The organism is Streptomyces sp. NPDC059832 (assembly GCF_042731715.1).
Taxonomy (GTDB): Bacteria; Actinomycetota; Actinomycetes; order Streptomycetales; family Streptomycetaceae; genus Streptomyces.
This window is the reverse complement of record NZ_JBHWIY010000003.1, coordinates 406,858-428,369: the sequence shown is the minus strand read 5'-3', so window position 1 is coordinate 428,369 and position 21,512 is coordinate 406,858. Positions and strand designations below refer to the sequence as shown.

General features: G+C 68.9%; 22 protein-coding genes. 14 read left to right on the top strand and 8 right to left on the bottom strand.

What is annotated here, in order from left to right; genetic code table 11:
• The first annotated feature begins 383 nt into the window (after positions 1-383).
• Positions 384-830 (top strand): amino acid ABC transporter permease, encoded by a 447-nt coding sequence (locus ACFV8T_RS07190; protein ID WP_385325364.1) that lies wholly within the window; start codon positions 384-386, stop codon positions 828-830.
• A 3-nt stretch (positions 831-833) separates the two neighbouring features.
• Positions 834-959, top strand: a complete 126-nt coding sequence (locus tag ACFV8T_RS07185) for a hypothetical protein (RefSeq protein ID WP_385325362.1) — start codon at positions 834-836, stop codon at positions 957-959.
• Positions 960-993: 34 nt separating this feature from the next.
• On the opposite strand, the gene ACFV8T_RS07180 is transcribed toward ACFV8T_RS07185, so the two are convergent.
• From ACFV8T_RS07180 to ACFV8T_RS07160, 5 genes are all read right to left on the bottom strand, one after another.
• Positions 994-2,154: an abortive phage infection protein gene (locus tag ACFV8T_RS07180; protein WP_385325360.1), complete on the bottom strand. Its 1,161-nt coding sequence runs from the start codon at positions 2,152-2,154 to the stop codon at positions 994-996.
• Positions 2,155-2,319: 165 nt separating this feature from the next.
• Positions 2,320-3,519 (bottom strand): MraY family glycosyltransferase, encoded by a 1,200-nt coding sequence (locus tag ACFV8T_RS07175; RefSeq protein ID WP_385325358.1) that lies wholly within the window; start codon positions 3,517-3,519, stop codon positions 2,320-2,322.
• Positions 3,520-3,615: 96 nt separating this feature from the next.
• Positions 3,616-4,017 (bottom strand): hypothetical protein, encoded by a 402-nt coding sequence (locus tag ACFV8T_RS07170; protein ID WP_385325356.1) that lies wholly within the window; start codon positions 4,015-4,017, stop codon positions 3,616-3,618.
• A gap of 221 nt (positions 4,018-4,238) precedes the next feature.
• Entirely contained in the window at positions 4,239-4,439 is a 201-nt protein-coding gene (locus tag ACFV8T_RS07165; RefSeq protein ID WP_350983121.1) for a DUF397 domain-containing protein, read from the bottom strand.
• Positions 4,440-4,449: 10 nt separating this feature from the next.
• A complete protein-coding gene (locus ACFV8T_RS07160) occupies positions 4,450-5,298 on the bottom strand; it encodes a helix-turn-helix domain-containing protein (protein ID WP_385325354.1) in 849 nt (282 codons plus the stop codon).
• 257 nt (positions 5,299-5,555) lie between these two features.
• Here ACFV8T_RS07160 and ACFV8T_RS07155 point away from each other — a divergent pair, with 257 nt between their 5' ends.
• Positions 5,556-6,008 carry an ATP-binding protein gene (locus tag ACFV8T_RS07155; RefSeq protein ID WP_385325352.1) on the top strand — a complete coding sequence of 151 codons (453 nt, stop codon included), beginning with the start codon at positions 5,556-5,558 and terminating at the stop codon, positions 6,006-6,008.
• Positions 6,009-6,044: 36 nt separating this feature from the next.
• On the opposite strand, the gene ACFV8T_RS07150 is transcribed toward ACFV8T_RS07155, so the two are convergent.
• The 3 genes from ACFV8T_RS07150 to ACFV8T_RS07140 all read right to left on the bottom strand — a co-directional run bounded on the left by ACFV8T_RS07150 (position 6,045) and on the right by ACFV8T_RS07140 (position 9,823).
• The gene (locus tag ACFV8T_RS07150) at positions 6,045-7,403 is read right to left on the bottom strand and encodes an acyltransferase (protein WP_385325351.1); all 1,359 of its coding nucleotides are present in this window, start codon (positions 7,401-7,403) and stop codon (positions 6,045-6,047) included.
• Positions 7,404-7,517: 114 nt separating this feature from the next.
• Positions 7,518-8,747: an MFS transporter gene (locus ACFV8T_RS07145; RefSeq protein ID WP_385325349.1), complete on the bottom strand. Its 1,230-nt coding sequence runs from the start codon at positions 8,745-8,747 to the stop codon at positions 7,518-7,520.
• 236 nt (positions 8,748-8,983) lie between these two features.
• Entirely contained in the window at positions 8,984-9,823 is an 840-nt protein-coding gene (locus ACFV8T_RS07140) for a C40 family peptidase (RefSeq protein WP_385325347.1), read from the bottom strand.
• An 818-nt stretch (positions 9,824-10,641) separates the two neighbouring features.
• Between ACFV8T_RS07140 and ACFV8T_RS07135 the strand changes: the two genes are divergently transcribed.
• The 11 genes from ACFV8T_RS07135 to nuoK are packed head-to-tail and all read left to right on the top strand — an operon-like array spanning position 10,642 to position 21,506.
• Positions 10,642-11,001 carry an NADH-quinone oxidoreductase subunit A gene (locus ACFV8T_RS07135; protein WP_003992243.1) on the top strand — a complete coding sequence of 120 codons (360 nt, stop codon included), beginning with the start codon at positions 10,642-10,644 and terminating at the stop codon, positions 10,999-11,001.
• Positions 11,002-11,019: 18 nt separating this feature from the next.
• Entirely contained in the window at positions 11,020-11,574 is a 555-nt protein-coding gene (locus ACFV8T_RS07130; RefSeq protein ID WP_030975705.1) for an NADH-quinone oxidoreductase subunit B family protein, read from the top strand.
• Complete coding sequence (locus ACFV8T_RS07125) at positions 11,571-12,299, top strand: NADH-quinone oxidoreductase subunit C (RefSeq protein ID WP_385325345.1); 729 nt, start codon at positions 11,571-11,573, stop codon at positions 12,297-12,299. Before ACFV8T_RS07130 ends, ACFV8T_RS07125 begins: the two co-directional genes overlap by 4 nt.
• Positions 12,299-13,621, top strand: coding sequence for an NADH-quinone oxidoreductase subunit D (locus tag ACFV8T_RS07120; RefSeq protein WP_385325343.1), 1,323 nt, complete (start codon positions 12,299-12,301; stop codon positions 13,619-13,621). Before ACFV8T_RS07125 ends, ACFV8T_RS07120 begins: the two co-directional genes overlap by 1 nt.
• 29 nt (positions 13,622-13,650) lie before the next feature.
• The gene (gene nuoE / locus ACFV8T_RS07115) at positions 13,651-14,436 is read left to right on the top strand and encodes an NADH-quinone oxidoreductase subunit NuoE (RefSeq protein WP_385325565.1); all 786 of its coding nucleotides are present in this window, start codon (positions 13,651-13,653) and stop codon (positions 14,434-14,436) included.
• Complete coding sequence (gene nuoF, locus ACFV8T_RS07110) at positions 14,436-15,818, top strand: NADH-quinone oxidoreductase subunit NuoF (protein ID WP_385325341.1); 1,383 nt, start codon at positions 14,436-14,438, stop codon at positions 15,816-15,818. The genes nuoE and nuoF overlap by 1 nt, the downstream gene beginning before the upstream one ends.
• Positions 15,815-18,346, top strand: a complete 2,532-nt coding sequence (locus tag ACFV8T_RS07105) for an NADH-quinone oxidoreductase subunit G (RefSeq protein ID WP_385325340.1) — start codon at positions 15,815-15,817, stop codon at positions 18,344-18,346. The genes nuoF and ACFV8T_RS07105 overlap by 4 nt, the downstream gene beginning before the upstream one ends.
• Positions 18,343-19,746 carry an NADH-quinone oxidoreductase subunit NuoH gene (gene nuoH, locus ACFV8T_RS07100; RefSeq protein ID WP_385325339.1) on the top strand — a complete coding sequence of 468 codons (1,404 nt, stop codon included), beginning with the start codon at positions 18,343-18,345 and terminating at the stop codon, positions 19,744-19,746. Before ACFV8T_RS07105 ends, nuoH begins: the two co-directional genes overlap by 4 nt.
• Positions 19,739-20,386 carry an NADH-quinone oxidoreductase subunit NuoI gene (gene nuoI, locus ACFV8T_RS07095; RefSeq protein WP_385325338.1) on the top strand — a complete coding sequence of 216 codons (648 nt, stop codon included), beginning with the start codon at positions 19,739-19,741 and terminating at the stop codon, positions 20,384-20,386. The genes nuoH and nuoI overlap by 8 nt, the downstream gene beginning before the upstream one ends.
• Positions 20,383-21,210 carry an NADH-quinone oxidoreductase subunit J gene (locus tag ACFV8T_RS07090; protein ID WP_266415641.1) on the top strand — a complete coding sequence of 276 codons (828 nt, stop codon included), beginning with the start codon at positions 20,383-20,385 and terminating at the stop codon, positions 21,208-21,210. The genes nuoI and ACFV8T_RS07090 overlap by 4 nt, the downstream gene beginning before the upstream one ends.
• Positions 21,207-21,506: an NADH-quinone oxidoreductase subunit NuoK gene (gene nuoK, locus ACFV8T_RS07085; RefSeq protein ID WP_093543641.1), complete on the top strand. Its 300-nt coding sequence runs from the start codon at positions 21,207-21,209 to the stop codon at positions 21,504-21,506. The genes ACFV8T_RS07090 and nuoK overlap by 4 nt, the downstream gene beginning before the upstream one ends.
• Positions 21,507-21,512 lie beyond the last annotated feature (6 nt).

Genomic DNA, 21,512 nt, shown 5'->3' with positions numbered 1-21,512 from the left:
AGGAGGAACGAAACAACAAGTGGTTTGCCAAGGTGGCCCAGGAGGCCGGAACCCCCCCCCCTCCCCCGGCCGGCCCAGGCCGCGCTCAGTCGGTGAGCGCGGCCGTGGCCGGTCCTCTTGATGTACGCATGCCCACGGAGGGGCAGCGACCGGCTGGGCGGTTTCTAGCGGTCGCTGCCCCTCCGTGGTGATTCGACGCCGACGCAGCGCCCATCGATGACGGTGCGCGTAGGTACGGATACTCAGGTCCGGGTTGAGTGATCGCGCGGACCTGACGCAGCGCACCCGTGCGTAACGTCTGTGTCAGCAATCTCAGCGAGCACAGCAGACATGACTGGGGCGCTTACCCGGGCGACGCCCGGGGCACGGGGGAGGGCACGCGCATGGCGTGGGACGAGTGGGAACAGCTCAAGGCGCAGGTGGCGGAGCAGCACGCCACTCATACGCGGATCAACGGTCTTCAGGGAGAAGACGGCTACGCCAAGCCGGCCGGAGGCGGGGGCGGTACCGGCACGCTCAAGCACAACGGCGGCCCGTGGACGAAGGCGGCCGGCACGGCGGATGGTCTCCAGACCAGCACGATCACCGCAAAGGTTGACCTGCGCAGAGCTCACGACGGCACCGTCGGCGGTCTGGCCGGGCTGTCCAGCCTCGAAGCACTCAGGTCCGTGCTCACCTCGTGGGACGAACGCCTCGGTCGTGTCCGTGAGGAGTGCGGTTCTCTGGAGCCGAAACTGCGGCAGGTGGCTGTGGAGCTCGCCGAAGTGGATGCCGAGGTGGGGGCCAGAGCGAAGGCGGTCGTGGTGCCGGGCACGAGGAGGGGCGAGTAGACCATGGCCACAGCACCCGGGCTGACATGGCAGCGGTTCCGCGACCTCGAACTGTCGGAACTGACCGACGCCGCCGACGGCTGGCGCGCCGCTTCCGCGTTCGCCGATGCCGCTCGCGACCGGACGTGACCCGTCGGCAGGGCGTCCCTTCCGCCGACGCCCGTCAGCGGCGGCCCGCTCGTCCGTAGCAACGGGCCAGTGCGTGGAAGGCCTGCTTCGGTTCCCAGTGCCAGTCGGACTCCGGGTCGTCGAACCGGTCCTTGACCGGCTTCACCACGGCATAGCTCGCCATGTCCAGGTCGTAGCGGGGGACGGGGGAGTGCGGGGCGTCGGGGGTCAGGAACTCGAAGGCCATTGCGGCGTACAGGCCCATCTCCTCGAAGACGCCCAGGAGTTCGGTGAGGTAGGCGGCCTGGGTGCGTTCGCTGCGTACCAAGTCACCTTTGATCTCGGGCGGTTGCTTGGTGTAGTCGACGGTGTCCCAGCCCATGCCGCCCTGCTCGGGTGCCCCCGCGTACGTGCACGTGCCGAACTCCGTGATCGCCAGCGGCTTGCCCCAGCGCAGATACGAGCGCAGCTCGCGCACGTAGTCCGCGCGGTCGGGGAAGTACGAGTAGTAGTCGATGCCCACGATGTCGAAGAGGCTCCAGTCGGCCTCGTCGTCCTGCGCGGCCGCGTACGAGAGCTTGCCGCCGAAGACCGACCGCCCGACAGCGGCGGCCCGCGCCGTGAACTCGGACAGGCGGCGCATCATCTGCTCCGGGTCGTAGGTGCCGGCCATCAGGTTGTGGATCCGTTCCTGTGCGTTGTCGCCGGGCACGATGCCTGGCACGAACAGCCAGAACTCGCAGCCCACGCTCAGGTCGGCCCGCGCGCCCTGGCGGCGCAGCCGCTCCAGGTGACGACCGGTCTCCGCGAGGTGGTCGAGGATCTCCGACGCGGGGCGGTCGCCCAGGGTCGGCTGGAGCCAGATGTGCAGGCCCAGCTCGGCGGCCTCGGACGCGGTGGCGTTGAGACGGTCGACGCCGTCGCCCGTCACCTCGATCGAGGTGGCGTGCAGGTCGTTCCTGATGGCCCGGAGGTCCTCGCGCATGCGAGTGGCGCTCCACGCGGTGCCGGGGGTCTCGCCCGCGCCGATCGTGTAGCAGATCCCTCGATGGGTCAGGCCCTTGCCGCTCCTGTGCCCGCCTCGGCGGTCGGTCGCGGCGGCCGAGGCCGACGGGCCGGTCAGGAACGATCCGGCCGCCGCCGCGGCCCCGATCGCCCCCGCCCCGGCCAGGAACCTCGCCCGGCTGATTCCTCCACTGCGCTCGTCGCGATGCACTCTGACTCCCCGGTCGGTCGGCGGTTCGCGTGTCGCCGCCAGTCTGCCGAGCGGGTGCGGGACCGGGCGTCCCCCGAAAGTCTGCGGGTGCGCGACCAAGGGATGAACCAGGCGCAGGGAGCGGCTACTTAGGTCGCGGCGCCCGGCGCGAGCGGAGCACCACGGTCACCGGGCCGGCACCCGGCGTTCCTCGTCGGCCCCGGTGCGCTTTCCGCCGGTGGCGACCACGCGGCCCCTGGGTCTGCGCGGCAGCAGGCGGCGGGTGAGGCCGGACTCGTAACGGGGCTGGAGCAGCAGGATCAGGCCCACCGCGCAGACGAACGCGACCCCGAAGAGCATCCAGGACTTGGCGCCCCGCGCCGAGTAGGCCACGATCCCGAACGAGAACAGCGCCGACCAGAAGTACATGAGCAGCACGGCCCGGCGGTGCGAGTGGCCGAGCTGGAGCAGGCGGTGGTGGAGGTGGCCCTTGTCGGCGGCGAAGGGGGACATTCCGTTCCACGTACGCCTTATGACGGCGAGCACGAGGTCCGCGACGGGCAGCGCGATGACGGACAGCGGCAGCATCAGCGGAATGTAGACCGGCACCATCGCGGCCGACCCGGACCTGCCGTCCACCGACTGGCTGAGAAGGCTCGGGTCGACCTCGCCCGTCACCGAGACCGCGCACCCGGCGATGAGCAGGCCGAGCAGCATCGAGCCCGAGTCACCCATGAAGATCCGGGCCGGATGAGAGTTGTGGACCAGGAAGCCGAGGCACATGCCCGCCAGGATCGCGGAGATCAGCGTGGTGGACGCGGCGGCCTCGATCCCGTAGCCGTACCAGAGCCGGTAGGCGTACAGGAAGAACGCCGTCGCCGCGATGCCCACCGTGCCGGCGGCCAGCCCGTCGAGCCCGTCGACGAAGTTGACCGCGTTGATGGAGACGACGATCAGCCCCACGGTCAGCAGTGTGCCCTGCCAGTCGGAGAGGTAGATTCCGTCGGTGCCCGGCACCGGGAGCCAGAGAATCGTCAGTCCCTGGAACGCCATCACCCCGGCCGCGAGCACCTGGCCGCCGAGTTTGACCAGCGAGTCGACGCCCCATTTGTCGTCCAGGACACCCAGGATCCAGATGAGCGCGGCGCCGGACAGCAGTGCCCGCGGCGTCGAGCTCTGGGAGAAGATGCCTTCCAGGTGCGGCAGGTGGGAGGCGACCAGCAGTCCGGCCACCAGCCCGCCGAACATGGCCACGCCGCCGAGGCGCGGAGTGGGTTCGCGATGGACGTCCCGCGCCCGGATCTCGGGCATCGCGCCGACCGAGATCGCGAACTTCCTTACGGGGCCGGTCAGGAGATGGGTCACGGCCGCCGTGATGAACAGCATGAGCAAGTAATCCCGCACGGGCGGCCTCACATTCCGGCCCAGCGGGCCGATACCTGAGCCCGATCGATGCCCTCGCTGCGCCCCGGCGAGCCTAACTCATACGGATTTCTGTGCGGCGGGGTGTGGGGCGGGACGGTGGTGGGTGAGGGTGTCGAGTGATACGTACGCCAGCGGGCGGACGTGCCATTCGATGTGCCGGCCACCTCTCAGCATGAGCGTGAACCCGCAGGGTTCGCCGCGGTGGAGGGACCCCAGGGCCTGCACCCAGCCGCCCTGGTCGGACCAGTGGTGGGCGCGGATCAGTTCGCGCGGCGTGAGGCCGAAGAGATGGTTCGCCCGGAGCTGGACGCGGATGGCGCGGACGGCCTCCTGGGGCGTGGCCAGGATGCGCAGGTCGATCGGCTCGGGGACGAAGCCGGTGGCCGGGCCGTAGCGGAGGGCCTCGAACCGGTAGCCGTGCTCGACGACCGGCGGTAAGGGGGTGAGGGACGTACGCATCGTCGACCGTCCGATCGCAGCGGGCACGCCAAATGGCGCGCGGGCAGGGGGAGTTGTGGCGCGGCGCGGCAGGCGGGGGCGGGTGGCCCCCGTAACGCGGCGACGCAGAGCGACGGTAGCGCTACGGACGGCTGCGGTGCAACAGTGTGACGTCCCTATGTTGCGCCGGATATGCAGAACGCCCCCCGGTGTTCGAACCGGAGGGCGCTTGCGGGCCGTGCTCAGATCAGGTGGTCGAACTCCCCGGCCTTCACGCCGAGCACGAATGCGCGCAGCTTGGCGACGCTCGTGGTGACGACGATGTCGGGGTCATCGCTCTCGCGCATCTTGATCGAGCCGTCGACGGGTGCCAGCTCGATGCAGCTCTGATTGTCGCCTGCCCCCGAGAAGGAAGACTTCTGCCAGTTGATTGCGTCGGTCATGCGGGTGGACTCACATTTCCTGTGCGATGCGTTGAATGAATTGTGCGGACTCCTCCGTGTCGAGAGAGACGGACTCGATGGAGTCGAGGAGGGCTCGGTATCGCGCCAACTGGGCCTCGGCGTCCAGGAAGCCTGCGTCGAAGGCGCTGTCCAGCTGGACGGTGTCGAGTGCCGGGATGCTGGCACCGGCGTACAGTGTCGAGTCTACTGAACCGGTGATCTGCCTGGCGAACGGGATGATGCGGATCGTCACGGACGGCCAGGTGGAAACCTCGTGCAGGAAGGCGAGTTGCGCCCGCATGGTCTCGGGGTCGCAGTACCGCATCCGCAACGCGGCCTCATGGATGAACGCCTCGAACGGGGTCGGCCTGGGGCGGTCGAAAATGTCGCGCCGTCTGGTGCGGTGCTCGACGCGGGCGCTCAGCTCGTCAGCGGGAAGGTCGGTGATCCCGCTCCGGATGATGGCTCGCGCATACGACTCCGTCTGAAACACACCAGGGATGTTGAGCGTCTGGATGGCGCGGATGTAGGACGCCTTGTGCTCCAGCTCCGCCAGGTCCAGGAATCCGGGCGAGAGTATTCCGCGGTAGTCGTCCCACCATCCCTTGGTGCGTTCGTCGGCCATCTCGGCCAGGGCGTCGACCAGGTGCTTGTCGGACGCCGAGTAGTGGGCCGCCAGCCGGCGTACCCGTTCGCTGCTCACTCCGTACCGGCCGGACTCGATGTGGCTGATCTGGGCTCGCTCGCCGCCCAGGTATGCGGCCGCCTCGCTCCCGGACATTCCCGCACGCTCGCGCAGCTTGCGAAGTTCCGCACCCAACCGCCGCTGCCTGGCGGTCGGGTAGCTCCTTGGTGGCATGGGCCCTCCCCTTCGTGCGGGTACGAGTGTGCCGCTCAGCCGTGCCACTGGTCCACTCGTATGGGTGCTACGGACGTCCCACTGTTGCGCCGTCCCATTGTTGTGCCCTAGCGTCCCGTGATGTCGAGCCGAGGCTCAACCGGACCGAAGTGCAGCCACCCGCAGGCGAGTTGAGCGCTCACGGGAATCGGCCAATGCCACGGACCATGCCCACTGCACGACGCCCCGGAGACCGCCTCACGCAGGGAGACCGCGCCATGACCTCCGTAACCGCTCCTCCACCACCCGCCCCCTACCTTCCGCAACGCGGTGAGCGGTACCGGCTCGTCGCGCCGAACGCCCCCACCGCCCCCAAGATCGTGCGGGACTTCGTGGCGACGGTGCTGCGGGTGGCCGGACATCCGCGCCTCGTCGACGACGCCCGGCTCTGTGCGAGCGAGGTCGTCTCCAACGCGTACTGCCATACGGACTCGCCGCAGGTCCGGGTGGAGGTCACCGTCAACCGGCGGCAGGTGACGGTGTACGTCACGGACGACGAACCCGGCCGCCTGCCCGCGCGTACCCCGGGGGCGGAGACCGGCGCGGACGAGCACGGCCGGGGGCTCCTCCTCGTGGAGGGGCTCGCCGCCCGGTGGGGGACCACCGCGTACGGGGCGCGGTCGCCGCACTCGAAGACGGTGTGGTTCACCCTCTCCGCCTCCGGAGGCTGAGGCGCCCCTGCCCGCACGAAGGGTGCGAGGCTCCTGTCAGGTGCCCTGCCGGGAGAGCACCCCGGTACCTTCCTGTCGCACGGCCAACTGGACGGGCACGGTGCGAGAGCCCTGCGCGACAACGGCCTTCGGGGTGTTCTTCTCCCGTACGACGAGCAGCCCCGTCAGTACCAGCAGTACCCAGAGCACCGGAGCGAGCGGGTTTCCGGGGGAAATGAACCCCTGCGCGGCGAGTCCGAGGAGGCCGCCGGCGGAAAGCACGGCCGCGAGAACGACCTTGCCGAGGCTCAGGTCCGATGCCGCACCGGAACGGCGACGGAATTCGAACCGGCCGAAAATTCTGGTGAAGGTCACCAGGAATATCCCCGAAACGCCGACCCACAGCGGTGCCACCGCGAACCACATCGGGCTGCCGGGCGTCGGTGTCGCGAATCCGAGTCCGACCGTTGCAATTCCCGCTGTCATCACGAGTGCGGGCATGTGCCAGAGATACAGGGTCATGAAGCGGGTTCCGCACCATTGCAGGACGGTGGTGGCCAGTGGGCGTTCGGCGAATCGCGTGATGACCGGCTTGAGAGTCAGCCAGAGCCCGAGCTGGCCGATCGTCAGCGACAGCATCAGGGCGGTCGGCGGGCTCATGTTGGAGACCGGGGCCCCGGGCATTCCGATCATGGACGCGGGGTAGGGCCCGAAGAACACAGCGGCCGCGGTGAGTCCGAAGCCGACAGCGGCCACACCCGCCGATGTCCACCCGCTCCGCATGCGGAGGCCGCCGTCGGCGTAGTGGAAGCCGAACTGATGGGCCGCCAGCCAGACGAACAGGGCGTTCACGAAACCGATCGCGGGGCTGACCTCGAAGCGCAGTACATCGACGGCCAGGGCGCAGACGGCGAGTACGCCGATCACACGCCATCCGTACCGGCGGTACGACCTGAACATCACCGGCGTGAGCGCGACCACGAGCACGTAGACGGCGAGGAACCACAGCAGCTGGCCGGCTATTTTGCCCGCCATCAGCACCGGTTGCTCAGGCACCCCCGCGCCGATCAACGCGTGGGGCAGCAGCAGCCACACGGCTGCCAGGGGTATGACCGGCACCAGGAGACGCGCAATTCTGCTCCGGAGCCAGGTGCGCACCGATTTCGCCGACCGGAACGAGAAGAAATTGGCGGCCCCGCCGGCGAAGAACACCATGGGCATGACCTGCGTCAGCCAGGTGACAATCCACCAGCCAGGACTTGCGAGGGCATTCCCGGTACTCAAATGCCCATTTTCATAGGCCAGTACGGGCATGAGCCAGTGCTGGGAAATCACGGCCAGCACGCACAGCGCTCTGATGACGTCTATGAATGAATCGCGACCGCGACCGGGCGAATGAGCGGGGGTTTGCTGCATGCAATCATCGTGCGGTCAGCAGGCGATAGAGGCAGTAAAGCAGTCCCCCGAATTCAATGGGGTGCCAGCACTGCGTGCCATGGTGGGGTTCTCCCCACCGGGCCCCGGTGGGGTTCACCCTCGCCGCGCCCGGACGCCGTGGCGCCCCGAGCCTGTCCCCGTCACGACCGTCACGACCACCGCGAGAGCCGCGACCGCGCCGCCCAGCAGCATGACCGCCGACACGGACAGACGGTCGAGGACGGCTCCGCCCGCCAGGGCGCCGATGGCGAAGGTCGCCTGGAAGGACGCGGTGAAGAGGACGGACGCCGCTTCGGGCGCGTCGGGCGCGGCCTTGGCGAACCAGGTCTGCGAGCAGACCGGCACCGCACCGTAGGCGACACCCCAGACGACCAGCAGCGCGACGGCTCCGGCCTCCCACCTGCCCAGGACCGGGAGCAGCGCGGTCGCGGCGGTGATCAGTCCCGCGGCGAGGGCGACCGCGGCGCGCGGGCGGCGCGTCACGAGTGCGCCGCCGACGAAGTTGCCGACGATCCCGGCGGCGCCGTAGACCAGCAGGAACACCGTGATCAGCGCCGGACCGGCGTGCGTGACCTGTTCCAGGAAGGGGGTGACATAGGTGTACGTCGCGAAATGGGACAGAACGATGAGGAAAGTGAGAAGCAGGGCGAACCGGGTGCCGGGCCGGTTGAGCACGGTGCGCAGCAGGCTCGCGCGGGTGACCTGGGCCGGTGGCAGGGCCGGAACCACCAGGAGCATCAGAGCCAGCACGCCCACGCTCAGCACCCCCATGACCACGAACGCCGTCCGCCAGCCGGCCAGGCCGCCGATGAACGTACCGACGGGGACGCCGAGCACGGAGCCCAGCGGGACGGCCGAGAAGATCACCGCTGTCGCTCGGCCGGCCGACGCCGGGGGGACCAGCCGGCCGGCCAGTCCGGCCGCGATGGACCAGAAGCCGCCGATGGTGACCCCGACCATCACCCGGGCGACCAGGACGAGGCGGTAGTCGGTCGCGGCGGCGGTGAGGAAGTCGGCCAGGGCCAGCAGGAGCATGAAGGCGCAGAGCATCAGGCGCCGGTCGACACGCGCCGTCGCCACGGTGACCAAGGGGGCGGAGACCGCCGCGAGAAGTCCGGGCATCGTCATCATCAGGCCCGCCGTGCCGTCCGAGACGGCGAAGTCGGACCCGATCGAGGTGAGCAGGCCGATGGGCAGGATCTCGGTGGTGACGATCGAGAAGATGCCCAGCATGACGGAGAGGACGGCGAGCCGGCCCCGCAAGGGGGTGCGGGGAGGGAGGGCGGTGCGTTCGGAGGGGGTGGTGGCCGCGGTGGTGGTCATGGCGGGTGCCGTCCTGTGCTCGGTGACGCGAGGGCTGTTCGCCCCAGTTCACAAGCGGCGGCGGACGGTGTCCGGCAGGTTCGCGACGTCAACGTTGCCGGGCAGGGTTGATGTCGCGTTTCTGCTGGTGGACCGCAAACGGCGAAGGGCCGTCGCTCCCGAGCGGGGGAGTGACGGCCCTTCGCCGCGCGCCGCGAAGACGCTTGTGAATCCGTGAACCCAGGGGTTCCGTCGAATCAGAGAACGCGGACCGCGCCCGACGGCGGGTCGTAGGACAGCGGGCGCTGGACCACACCGGTGCTGGAGTTCTGCGCACCGACGAACTGGCCGTTGCCCACGTAGATCCCGACGTGGTACGCGCTGCCCGCGCTGCCCCAGTACAGGATGTCGCCCGGCTGGAGGTTGCTCAGCGAGACCTGGGTGCCGACGGTGGACTGGGACTGCGAGACGCGCGGCAGGTCGACGTTGATCGAACGGAACGCGGCCTGGACGAGGCCGGAGCAGTCCCACGAGTTGGGGCCGGTGCCGCCGGGCACGTACGCGTCGCCGACCTGGGCCTGCGCGAAGGCGACGATCGCCGCGGCGGAGCCGGTCGCGCTCGACGAGGAGGAAGAGGAGGACGTGGACGTGGACGCGGCCGTGCCGGTGGTGGAGCCGGAGGTCGCGCTGAGCGTCGTACGGGCGGTGGAGCGGGAAGCGCGCTCGGCGGCCTCCGCCTTGGCCTTGGCGGCCGCCTCCGCCTTCTTCTTGGCCTCCGCCTTGCGGACCGCCTCGGCCTTGGCCTTCTTGGCGGCCTTGGCCGCGGTGGCGGCTGCGGCGTCCTCCTGGGCCTGCGTCTGCAGGTCCTGGGCGACCTGCTGCGTGGCCTGGGCGGACGCGGCGACGGCGGTGGAGAGCCCGGAGGTGATGGTGGGCATCTCGATGGTCTGGGTCACCGGCTCGGCCTGGGCCGGACCGGCAGCGCCTGCGACCGCGATGGTGCTGAGGACGCCACCGGCAACTCCGGCCCGCAGCGCCGTCTTCGAGGCGTTTCGGCGGGGCTTCCGGTGGCTGGGTATGTGAGCGGTGTGGGACATGGGTACTAGCGCTATCAGGGCCTCGGGGCTCCCATCAAGAAACGTGTGTTGCGACACAGTTACGTCCGGAATCTGTGAATCCGCTTCCTGGACGCCCTTATTGACGCCGTAACGGGCAAAGCGGGCATGCCTGATCGGCGCTGTGATCACGGACTTTCGGTAATACGTCCGAATTGCCCGCCACCTACCATCCGTTCACGCTGATGGCCAAGCCCGCTTTTATTGAAGCCTTGATGGAGTGACGCAGGTCACAGTGTGATTGGCGCGCGAGGGGCGGTTATGCGCCATGCGCCCAAGGTGCCGCCGCGCGAGGGGAGATATCCCGTTCGCGCCGTTGATCGCAAATGCTCATGTGTGTCCACTTTGCTCCCCGAGACCTCCTCTCCCGGGTGGGTTCGACCGGTCCGGGCGGGGTCGGGTGAACCGCAAGCGGGCCGGGGGGCGGGTGATCGAGTTCGGAGGGTGGCGGGTTCTCTATCACCCCGGGGTGTCCATCGCCAATTTGCTTGGTATGGCCATCTCTTGATAGAGCGACAGCCGTTTGACCAGCGGTAACAGCATCAGATGTCACGTCTCGTGATCACTCGGCCGCTTCGCGTGTGAAGATCACCGCTCATCCGACTTCATGATCCTTCGTCAGGTGGTGGAGATCACAAAGGCGTTGTCGTACCCCGTGTCGCAGATCACAGGATGGCGGGCATAGGATGCGGGGCAGTCGGGCTTGTGAACTGCCTCACATGTGCACGATCTTGGTGAGGCGGTGAGCCGGTCGCCCGATGCGGTCCAACGGTCAAGGACGACTGGAAGGAGCGAGGAGCGTGAATGCCTACGCGCCCATCCTCGTGCTCGGCGCCCTCGGGGCAGGGTTTGCGATCTTCTCCGTGGTCATGGCCACGCTTATCGGCCCCAAGCGGTACAACCGGGCAAAGCTCGAAGCGTACGAGTGCGGTATCGAACCCACCCCCACTCCAGCCGGAGGCGGCCGCTTCCCCATCAAGTACTACCTGACGGCGATGCTCTTCATCGTCTTCGACATCGAGATCGTCTTCCTCTATCCCTGGGCGGTCACCTTCGACGCCCTGGGGATCTTCGGGCTCGTGGAGATGCTGCTCTTCGTGCTCACCGTCTTCGTCGCCTACGCGTATGTGTGGCGTCGCGGCGGCCTGGAATGGGACTGAGGGGCTGAGGGGCACACCATGGGACTCGAAGAGAAGCTGCCCAGCGGCTTCGTGCTGACCACTGTCGAGCAGGCCGCCGGCTGGGTACGGAAGTCCTCCGTCTTCCCCGCCACCTTCGGCCTCGCCTGTTGCGCCATCGAGATGATGACGACCGGGGCCGGGCGCTACGACCTGGCCCGTTTCGGGATGGAGGTCTTCCGCGGATCGCCGCGGCAGGCGGATCTGATGATCGTGGCAGGACGGGTCAGCCAGAAGATGGCTCCCGTCCTGCGGCAGGTCTACGACCAGATGCCCAACCCCAAGTGGGTGATCTCCATGGGGGTTTGTGCATCATCAGGCGGAATGTTCAACAATTACGCCATTGTTCAGGGTGTTGATCATATTGTTCCGGTTGACATCTATTTGCCGGGTTGTCCGCCGCGGCCCGAGATGCTGATGGACGCGATCCTCAAGCTCCACCAGAAGATCCAGAGCTCCAAGCTCGGGGTCAACGCGGAGGAGGCCGCCCGCGAGGCGGAGGACGCGGCACTCAAGGCACTGCCCCTGATCGAGATGAAGGGGCTGCTGCGATGAGCGGGAACGACAACCACGACGAACAGAGCAACAACAACGGCGTGCCCGCGCCGCGCGACGAGACCGGCGAGGTCATCGGCGTACGCAAGGGCATGTTCGGCGCCGACAACGGCGGTGACACCTCCGGCTACGGCGGCCTCGTCCGCACCGTGACCCTGCCGGGCGCCACGTCCCGTCCGTACGGCGGCTGGTTCGACGAAGTCGCCGACGAGCTCGAAGGGGCCCTGGAGGAACAGGACCTGCTTCCCGCCAACGCCATCGAGAAGACCGTCGTCGACCGCGGCGAACTCACCTTCCACATCGCCCGCGAGCACCTCGTCCGGGTCGCACGGACCCTGCGCGACGACCCGGCGCTGCGCTTCGAGCTCTGTACGGGGGTGAGCGGCGTCCACTTCCTCGGCGACAAGGGCCGTGAGCTGCACGCCGTCTACCACCTGCGCTCGCTCACGCACGGCCGGCTGATCCGCCTGGAGGTGTCGGCCCCGGACAGCGATCCGCACATCCCGTCCCTCGTCGCGGTCTATCCGACGAACGACTGGCACGAGCGCGAGACCTACGACTTCTTCGGGCTCATCTTCGACGGGCACCCCGCCCTCACCCGGATCATGATGCCGGACGACTGGCAGGGCTTCCCGCAGCGCAAGGACTATCCGCTCGGCGGCATCGCCGTCGAGTACAAGGGCGCCCAGATCCCGGCTCCGGACCAGCGGAGGTCGTACTCCTGATGTCTACTCCCCACGCAACGCCCCGGGCGACGACCGAGGGGACTGTATATACAGTCACCGGCGGCGACTGGGACGAGGTCGTCGAGTCCGCGGTCAAGTCCGACGACGAGCGCATCATCGTCAACATGGGTCCCCAGCACCCCTCCACGCACGGCGTGCTGCGGCTGATCCTGGAGATCGACGGCGAGACCGTCACCGAGGCCCGCTGCGGCATCGGCTACCTCCACACCGGCATCGAGAAGAACCTCGAATTCCGGAACTGGACGCAGGGCACCACCTTCGTCACGCGCATGGATTATCTGACGCCCTTCTTCAACGAGGCGGCGTACTGCCTGGGCGTCGAGAAGCTCCTCGGCATCGAGGACCAGATCCCCGACCGGGCCAGCATCCTGCGCGTGCTCCTGATGGAGCTCAACCGGATCTCCTCGCACCTGGTGTGCATCGCCACCGGCGGCATGGAGCTCGGCGCCACCACGATCATGATCTACGGCTTCCGCGATCGTGAACTCGTTCTCGATCTCTTCGAGCTGATCACCGGCCTGCGCATGAACCACGCGTTCATCCGCCCCGGCGGACTCGCCCAGGACCTGCCGCCCGGCGCGATCGACCAGCTGCGCGAGTTCGTGAAGACCATGAAGAAGAACCTGCCGGAGTACGACAAGCTCGCCACCGGCAACCCCATCTTCAAGGCCCGTATGCAGGACGTCGGCTATCTCGACCTGACCGGCTGCATGGCCCTCGGCGTCACCGGACCGATGCTGCGCTCCGCCGGGCTCCCGCACGACCTGCGCAAGACCGACCCCTACTGCGGGTACGAGAACTACGAGTTCGACATCCCCACCGCCGACAGCTGCGACGCCTACGGCCGCTTCCTCGTCCGCCTGGAGGAGATGCGCCAGTCGCTGCGGATCGTCGAGCAGTGCATCGACCGGCTCGCCCCCGGCCCCGTGATGGTCGCCGACAAGAAGATCGCCTGGCCGGCCCAGCTCGCGCTCGGTCCGGACGGGCTCGGCAACTCGCTCGACCACATCAAGAAGATCATGGGCACCTCCATGGAGGCCCTGATCCACCACTTCAAGCTGGTGACCGAGGGCTTCCGGGTCCCGGCCGGACAGACGTACACCGCGGTCGAGTCGCCCAAGGGCGAACTCGGCGTGCATGTCGTCTCGGACGGCGGCACCCGCCCCTACCGGGTCCACTTCCGCGACCCGTCCTTCACCAACCTCCAGGCCATGGCGGCGATGTGCGAGGGCGGCCAGGTCGCCGACGTCATCGTCGCCGTCGCGTCCATCGACCCCGTGATGGGAGGCGTCGACCGGTGACCGAAGCACGTCAGGAAGTCAGTCTGGGGATGCCGCAGCTCCCCGCCCCCGCCTACCCGGCCGAGGTGCGCGCCAGGCTCGAAGCGGACGCGAAGGAGGTGATCGCCCGCTACCCCGACAGCCGCTCCGCCCTGCTGCCCCTGCTGCACCTGGTGCAGTCCGAGGAGGGCTACGTCTCCCGTACGGGCATGGCGTTCTGCGCCGAGCTGCTCGGCCTCACCACCGCCGAGGTCACCGCGGTCGCCACCTTCTACACGATGTACCGGCGCAGGGCCGGCGGTGACTACCAGGTCGGTGTCTGCACCAACACCCTGTGCGCGGTGATGGGCGGCGACGCCATCTTCGACCGGCTCAAGGAGCACCTCGGCGTCGGCAACGACGGGCCCGATATGACAACTGTGGACGGGAAGATCACCCTCGAACACATCGAGTGCAACGCGGCCTGCGACTTCGCACCCGTGGTGATGGTCAACTGGGAGTTCTTCGACAACCAGACGCCCGAGAGCGCGACCCGCCTGGTCGACGACCTGATCGCCGGGCGCACCGTCGAACCCACCCGCGGCGCCCCGCTCTGCTCGTACAAGGAGACCGCCCGGATCCTGGCCGGCTTCCCCGACGAGCGCCCCGGTGCCGTCGAGGCATCCGGCGGCGCGGGCCCCGCCTCGCTGATCGGCCTCCGGCTCGCCAAGGGCGAGGAGCCGCACCCGCGCGTCGTCGCGCCGCGCGGCAGCGCCCCGCGCGGCGAGTCCGGCCACGCCGCCGCCCCGCAGGATCCGGACCACCCGGCCGGCCCGGCTGCCGAGGAGGGGGAGTGATGACGTTGGCGACCGAGATCAACGACAACGGAAGCGGCAACGGAAACGGGGGCAGCCCCGAGAAACTGCTCACCCCCGTCCTCTCCGCCTTCTGGGACCAGCCGGAATCCTGGACCCTGGAGACCTACCGGCGCCACGAGGGATACGAGGGACTGCGCAAGGCCCTCGCCATGTCACCGGACGACCTCATCGCCTACGTCAAGGACTCCGGCCTGCGCGGCCGCGGCGGCGCGGGCTTCCCCACCGGGATGAAGTGGCAGTTCATCCCGCAGGGCGACGGCAAACCGCACTATCTAGTTGTCAACGCCGACGAATCGGAACCGGGCACCTGCAAGGACATCCCGCTCCTGTTCGCCAACCCGCACAGCCTCATCGAGGGCATCGTGATCGCCTGTTACGCGATCCGTTCGTCGCACGCGTTCATCTACTTGCGCGGTGAGGTCGTCCCCGTGCTGCGACGTCTGCACGAGGCCGTACGAGAGGCGTACGAGGCGGGTTATCTGGGGACGAACATCCTGGGCTCAGGGCTCGATCTGGAACTCACGGTGCACGCCGGTGCCGGCGCGTACATCTGTGGTGAGGAAACCGCACTGCTCGACTCTCTCGAAGGACGGCGTGGCCAGCCCCGGCTGCGACCCCCCTTCCCTGCGGTCGCCGGTCTGTACGCCTGCCCCACTGTGGTGAACAACGTCGAGTCCATCGCCTCGGTTCCCGCGATCCTGAACCGGGGCAAGGACTGGTTCAAGTCGATGGGCAGCGAGAAGTCCCCCGGCTTCACGCTGTACTCGCTCAGCGGGCATGTCGCGGGCCCCGGACAGTACGAGGCGCCGCTCGGCATCACGCTGCGCCAGCTGCTCGACATGAGCGGCGGCATGCGCCCCGGCCACCGGCTGAAGTTCTGGACCCCGGGCGGCTCGTCGACCCCGATGTTCACCGACGAGCACCTCGACGTACCGCTCGACTACGAGGGCGTCGGCGCCGCCGGTTCCATGCTCGGCACCAAGGCGCTCCAGTGCTTCGACGAGACGACCTGTGTCGTGCGGGCGGTCACCCGCTGGACCGAGTTCTACGCCCACGAGTCCTGCGGGAAGTGCACGCCCTGCCGCGAAGGCACCTACTGGCTGGTCCAGTTGCTCCGCGACATCGAGGCCGGCAAGGGACAGATGGCCGACCTCGACAAGCTGAACGACATCGCCGACAACATCAACGGCAAGTCCTTCTGCGCCCTCGGCGACGGAGCCGCCTCGCCGATCTTCTCCTCGCTGAAGTACTTCCGCGAGGAGTACGAGCAGCACATCACGGGCAAGGGCTGCCCCTTCGATCCCGCCAGGTCGACCGTCTGGGCCGACGACAAGAACGCTCACCAGGGGGTGAACGCATGACAGTCACCACGAGTGCGCCCTCCGGGGGCGGCGAGGCGGCCATCCCGCCCGAGGACCTGGTCACGCTGACCATCGACGGCATCGAGATCAGCGTGCCCAAGGGCACCCTGGTCATCCGGGCCGCCGAACTCCTCGGGATCGAGATCCCGCGCTTCTGCGACCACCCGCTCCTCGACCCGGCCGGCGCCTGCCGCCAGTGCATCGTCGAGGTCGAGGGCCAGCGCAAGCCGATGGCGTCCTGCACCATCACCTGCACCGACGGCATGGTGGTGAGGTCGCAGCTCACCTCGCCGGTCGCCGAGAAGGCCCAGAAGGGTGTGATGGAGCTGCTGCTCATCAACCACCCGCTGGACTGCCCGGTCTGCGACAAGGGCGGCGAGTGCCCGCTGCAGAACCAGGCGATGTCGCACGGCGGCTCCGACTCCCGCTTCGACGGCAAGAAGCGGACCTTCGAGAAGCCCGTCCCGATCTCCACCCAGGTGCTGCTGGACCGTGAGCGGTGCGTGCTCTGCGCGCGCTGCACCCGGTTCTCCAACCAGGTGGCGGGCGACCCGATGATCGAGCTCCTGGAGCGCGGTGCGCTCCAGCAGGTCGGTACGGGCGAGGGCGACCCCTTCGAGTCGTACTTCTCCGGGAACACCATCCAGATCTGCCCGGTCGGGGCACTGACCTCGGCGGCGTACCGATTCCGCTCCCGCCCCTTCGACCTGGTGTCCTCGCCGTCGGTGTGCGAGCACTGCGCGGGCGGCTGCGCGACCCGCACCGACCACCGGCGCGGCAAGGTCATGCGGCGGCTCGCCGCCAACGACCCCGAGGTCAACGAGGAGTGGGTCTGCGACAAGGGCCGCTTCGGCTTCCGCTACGCACAGCAGCGGGACCGGCTCACCACTCCGCTGGTGCGCAACGCGGACGGCGTCCTGGAACCGGCGAGCTGGCCCGAGGCGCTGGCCGCCGCGGCCGCCGGCCTCTCCGCCGCGCGCGGCCGGACGGGCGTGCTCACCGGCGGCCGGCTGACCGTCGAGGACGCCTACGCGTACAGCAAGTTCGCCCGGGTCGCGCTGGACACCAACGACATCGACTTCCGGGCCCGGGTCCACAGCAGCGAGGAGGCCGACTTCCTGGCCGCCCGCGTGGCCGGGCGCGGCCGGGACCTGGACGGCGCGGGTGTCACGTACACCTCGCTGGAGAAGGCCCCGACGGTGCTGCTGGTCGGGTTCGAGTCGGAGGAGGAGGCGCCCGGCGTCTTCCTGCGGCTGCGCAAGGCGAACCGCAAGCACGGACAGCGCACCTTCGCGGTCGCCTCGCACGCCACCCGAGGCCTGGAGAAGGCGGGCGGCACGCTGCTTCCCGCCGCCCCCGGCACCGAGACCGAGTGGCTGGACGCCATCGCGGGCGGTGTCGGGCTCGACGGCGACGGAGCCGCGGCGGCCGAGGCGCTGCGCGGCGAGGGCGCCGTGATCGTGGTCGGTGAGCGGCTGGCCGCGGTGCCGGGCGGGCTCACCGCCGCGGCACGGACGGCCACCGCGACCGGAGCCGCGCTGGTGTGGATCCCGCGCCGGGCCGGCGAGCGCGGCGCGGTGGAGGCGGGCGCCCTTCCGTCGCTGCTGCCCGGCGGCCGTCCGGCGACCGACCCGCGGGCCAGGGGCGAGGTGGCGGCCGCCTGGGGCGTCGCCGAACTCCCGTCCCGCTTCGGCCGCGACACCGGCCAGATCGTCGAGGCCGCGGCCACCGGCGAACTGGGCGCGCTGCTCGTCGCCGGGGTCGAGACCGTGGACCTGCCGGACCCGGCACGGGCCCTGGAGGCACTGGACCAGGTCGGCTTCCTGGTCTCGCTGGAGCTGCGGCCGAGCGAGGTCACCGAGCGCGCCGATGTGGTCTTCCCGGTCGCCGCGGTGGCCGAGAAGTCCGGCACCTTCCTCAACTGGGAGGGCAGGGCTCGGATGTTCGAGGCGGCGCTGAAGCCCGAGCAGATGACGCGCACGCCCGCGCCGGGCGACGCCCGGGTGCTGCACATGCTGGCCGACGCGATGGACCGCGTCACCGGCGCCGACGGAGCCGGTCGCTTCGCGCTGCCGGACCTGAAATCCGTACGCCGCGAGCTGGACCGGCTCGGCGGCTGGACCGGGGCGCACGCCACCGAACCGAACGAGCCGGCCCGGCCGCTGCCCAGGCCCGGCGACGGCGAGGCCATCCTCGCGGGCCACCGGATGCTGCTCGACCTGGGCCGGCTCCAGGAGGGCGACGAGGCGCTGGCCGGCACCCGGCACGCCGCGGTCGCCCGGCTGTCCGCGACCACCGCGGCCGAGACGGGTGTGAAGGACGGAGATCTGCTGGCCGTCACCGGTCCGGCGGGCAGCGTCGCATTCCCGTTGAAGGTCACCGACATGCCGGACCGGGTGGTCTGGGTGCCGCTGAACTCCGTCGGGCGGGGCGTCCCGGCCGACACCGGCGCCCGGCCCGGCGGTCCGGTCCGGATCGGCCCCGCCGCACCGGGTACTCCCGACGTCACACCGGAGGTGGGGGCGTGAGTGCCTTCGCTCAACTGGCCGCGGCACCGCACAGTGCCGTGCTCGCCGCCGAGGACCTGTCGATGTTCGGCACCGACCCGTGGTGGCTCGTCGTCATCAAGGCGGTGTTCTGCTTCGCGTTCCTGATGGTGACCGTGCTCTTCTCCATCGTGTGGGAGCGCAAGGTCGTCGCCTGGATGCAGCTGCGCATCGGCCCCAACCGGCACGGACCCTGGGGCATGCTCCAGTCGCTCGCCGACGGCATCAAGCTGATGCTGAAGGAGGACGTCGTCGTCAGGCGGGCCGACAAGGTCGTGTACGTGCTCGCCCCGATCGTCGCCGCCATCCCGGCGTTCATGGCGATTGCGGTGATCCCGTTCGGACCGTCCGGCAACGAGGTCTCGATCTTCGGGCACCGCACCTCGATGCAGCTCACCGACCTGCCGATCGCGATGCTCTACATCCTCGCGGTCGCCTCGGTCGGGATCTACGGCATCGTGCTGGCCGGCTGGTCGTCCGGATCGACGTACCCGCTCCTCGGCGGTCTGCGCTCCTGCGCGCAGATGATCAGCTACGAGATCGCGATGGGCGCCGCGTTCGCCTCGGTCTTCCTCTACTCCGGGTCGATGTCGACCTCGAAGATCGTGGAGGCGCAGCACGACCGCTGGTTCATCATCCTGCTGCCGGTCTCCTTCATCATCTACATCGTCACGATGGTCGGCGAGACCAACCGTGCCCCGTTCGACATGCCGGAGTCCGAGGGCGACCTGGTCGGCGGCTTCAACACCGAGTACTCGTCGATCAAGTTCGCGATGTTCATGCTCGCCGAGTACGTCAACATGGTCACCGTCTCCGCGGTCTCCACGACCCTGTTCCTGGGCGGCTGGCGGGCCCCGTGGCCGATCAGCACCTTCTGGGAGGGCGCGAACCACGGCTGGTGGCCGATGCTCTGGTTCGTCATCAAGGTCCAGCTGCTGCTGTTCTTCTTCATCTGGCTGCGCGGCACGCTGCCCCGGGTCCGTTACGACCAGCTGATGAAGCTCGGCTGGAAGGTCCTGATCCCGGTCTCCGTGGTCTGGCTGATGCTGGTCGCGACGGTGCGGGCGCTGCGCAACGAGGGCTACGACTTCACGAAGATCGTGCTGTACGTGGCCGGGGCCGTGATCGCGATCCTGCTGATCTCCTTCGTCGCCGACATCTTCCGCGACAAGAAGGGCCGGGCCGCCGAGGCGGAGGCCGGACCGGAGCCGGCGTTCGACCCGATGGCGGGCGGGTTCCCGGTGCCGCCGCTGCCCGGACAGACCCTGCCGCCGGTGCCGCGCCGCAGGCCGCGGGGCGAGCGGGAGCTCGTTGTCAGTGGTGAGTCGGATACTCAGAGTGACGAACATCCGAGTGACGGAAAGGAGGCGGACGGTGTCTGAGTCATCAGAGCCCTCGGGGTCCTCGGGGTCCTCCGGGGAGAAGTTCCAGAACCCCGTCGCCGGCTTCGGCGTGACCTTCAAGGCCATGTTCAAGAAGCGGCTGACCGAGCAGTATCCGGAAACGCCGAAGATGACGGCGCCGCGCTTCCACGGCCGGCATCAGCTCAACCGTCACCCGGACGGTCTGGAGAAGTGCGTCGGCTGCGAGCTGTGCGCCTGGGCCTGCCCGGCGGACGCGATCTACGTCGAGGGCGCGGACAACACCGACGAGGAGCGCTACTCCCCGGGTGAGCGCTACGGCCGCGTCTACCAGATCAATTACGCGCGCTGCATTCTCTGCGGACTGTGCATCGAGGCCTGCCCGACCCGGGCGCTGACGATGACCAATGAGTTCGAGCTCGCCAACACCACCCGCGAGAGCCTCATCTACACCAAGGACGAGTTGCTCGCGGGTCTGGAGGAGGGCATGGTCGACACCCCGCACGCGATCTTCCCCGGGATGGACGAACAGGACTACTACCGGGGCCTCGTCACCGAGGCTGCGCCTGGTACGGAGCCCCAGGTCGCCGTCTCCAAGGGCGAGAAGCCGGCCGACGCGCACAGCGAGAACAACGGCTCGGCGCAGGGGGTGGGCGCATGACCGCCCTGGCCGCTGCGGCCTCCCAGACCTCGACCGGTGAGGCCGTCCAGTTCTGGGTGCTCGGCATCGTCGCCGTGATCGGCGCGCTGTCCACCGTACTGATGAAGAAGGCCGTGCACAGCGCGCTGAGCCTCGCCGGGACCATGATCGTCCTTGCGGTGTTCTACCTCGCCAACGGCGCCTACTTCCTGGGCATCGTCCAGGTCGTCGTCTACACCGGCGCGATCATGATGCTGTTCCTCTTCGTGGTCATGCTCGTCGGTGTCACCGCGGCCGACTCGCTGAAGGAGACCCTGAAGGGGCAGCGCTGGCTGGCCGCCGGCTGCGGGCTCGGCTTCGGCGTCCTGCTCATCGCGGGTATCGGCAACGCCTCGCTGAACAGCTTCAACGGACTCGGCACCGCCAACACCGAGCACGGCGGAAACGTCGAGGGGCTGGCCAGCCTCATCTTCACCAAGTACGTCTTCGCCTTCGAGATCACCGGCGCCCTGCTGATCACGGCGACGGTCGGCGCGATGGTGCTCACCCACCGGGAGCGCACCGAACGGGCCAAGAACCAGCGGGAGATGTCCGAGGAGCGCGTACGCGGAAAGCAGCTGCCGCCGCTGCCCGCCCCCGGTGTCTACGCCCGGCACAACGCCGTGGACATCCCGGGTCTGCTCCCGGACGGCACGCCCTCCGAGCTCACCGTCATGCAGACGCTGCGCAACCGAGGCCAGATCCGCGATGTGTCGAACGAGTCGCTGGACCGGCTCAAGGCGCTGGAGCAGCGCTCCGAGGAACGGCTCGGCCGTGACAACGAAGAAGAGGAGGTCGCCAAGTGAATCCGGTCAACTACCTCTATCTCGCAGCCCTGCTGTTCACCATCGGTGCGGCCGGGGTGCTGATCCGGCGGAACGCGATCGTGGTGTTCATGTGCGTGGAGCTGATGCTCAACGCCTGCAACCTCGCGTTCGTCACCTTCTCCCGGATGCACGGCAATCTCGACGGCCAGATCATCGCCTTCTTCACGATGGTCGTCGCCGCGGCGGAGGTCGTGGTCGGGCTCGCGATCATCGTGTCGGTGTTCCGTTCCCGCCACTCGGCCTCGGTCGACGACGCCAGCCTGATGAAGCTGTAAGGGGAC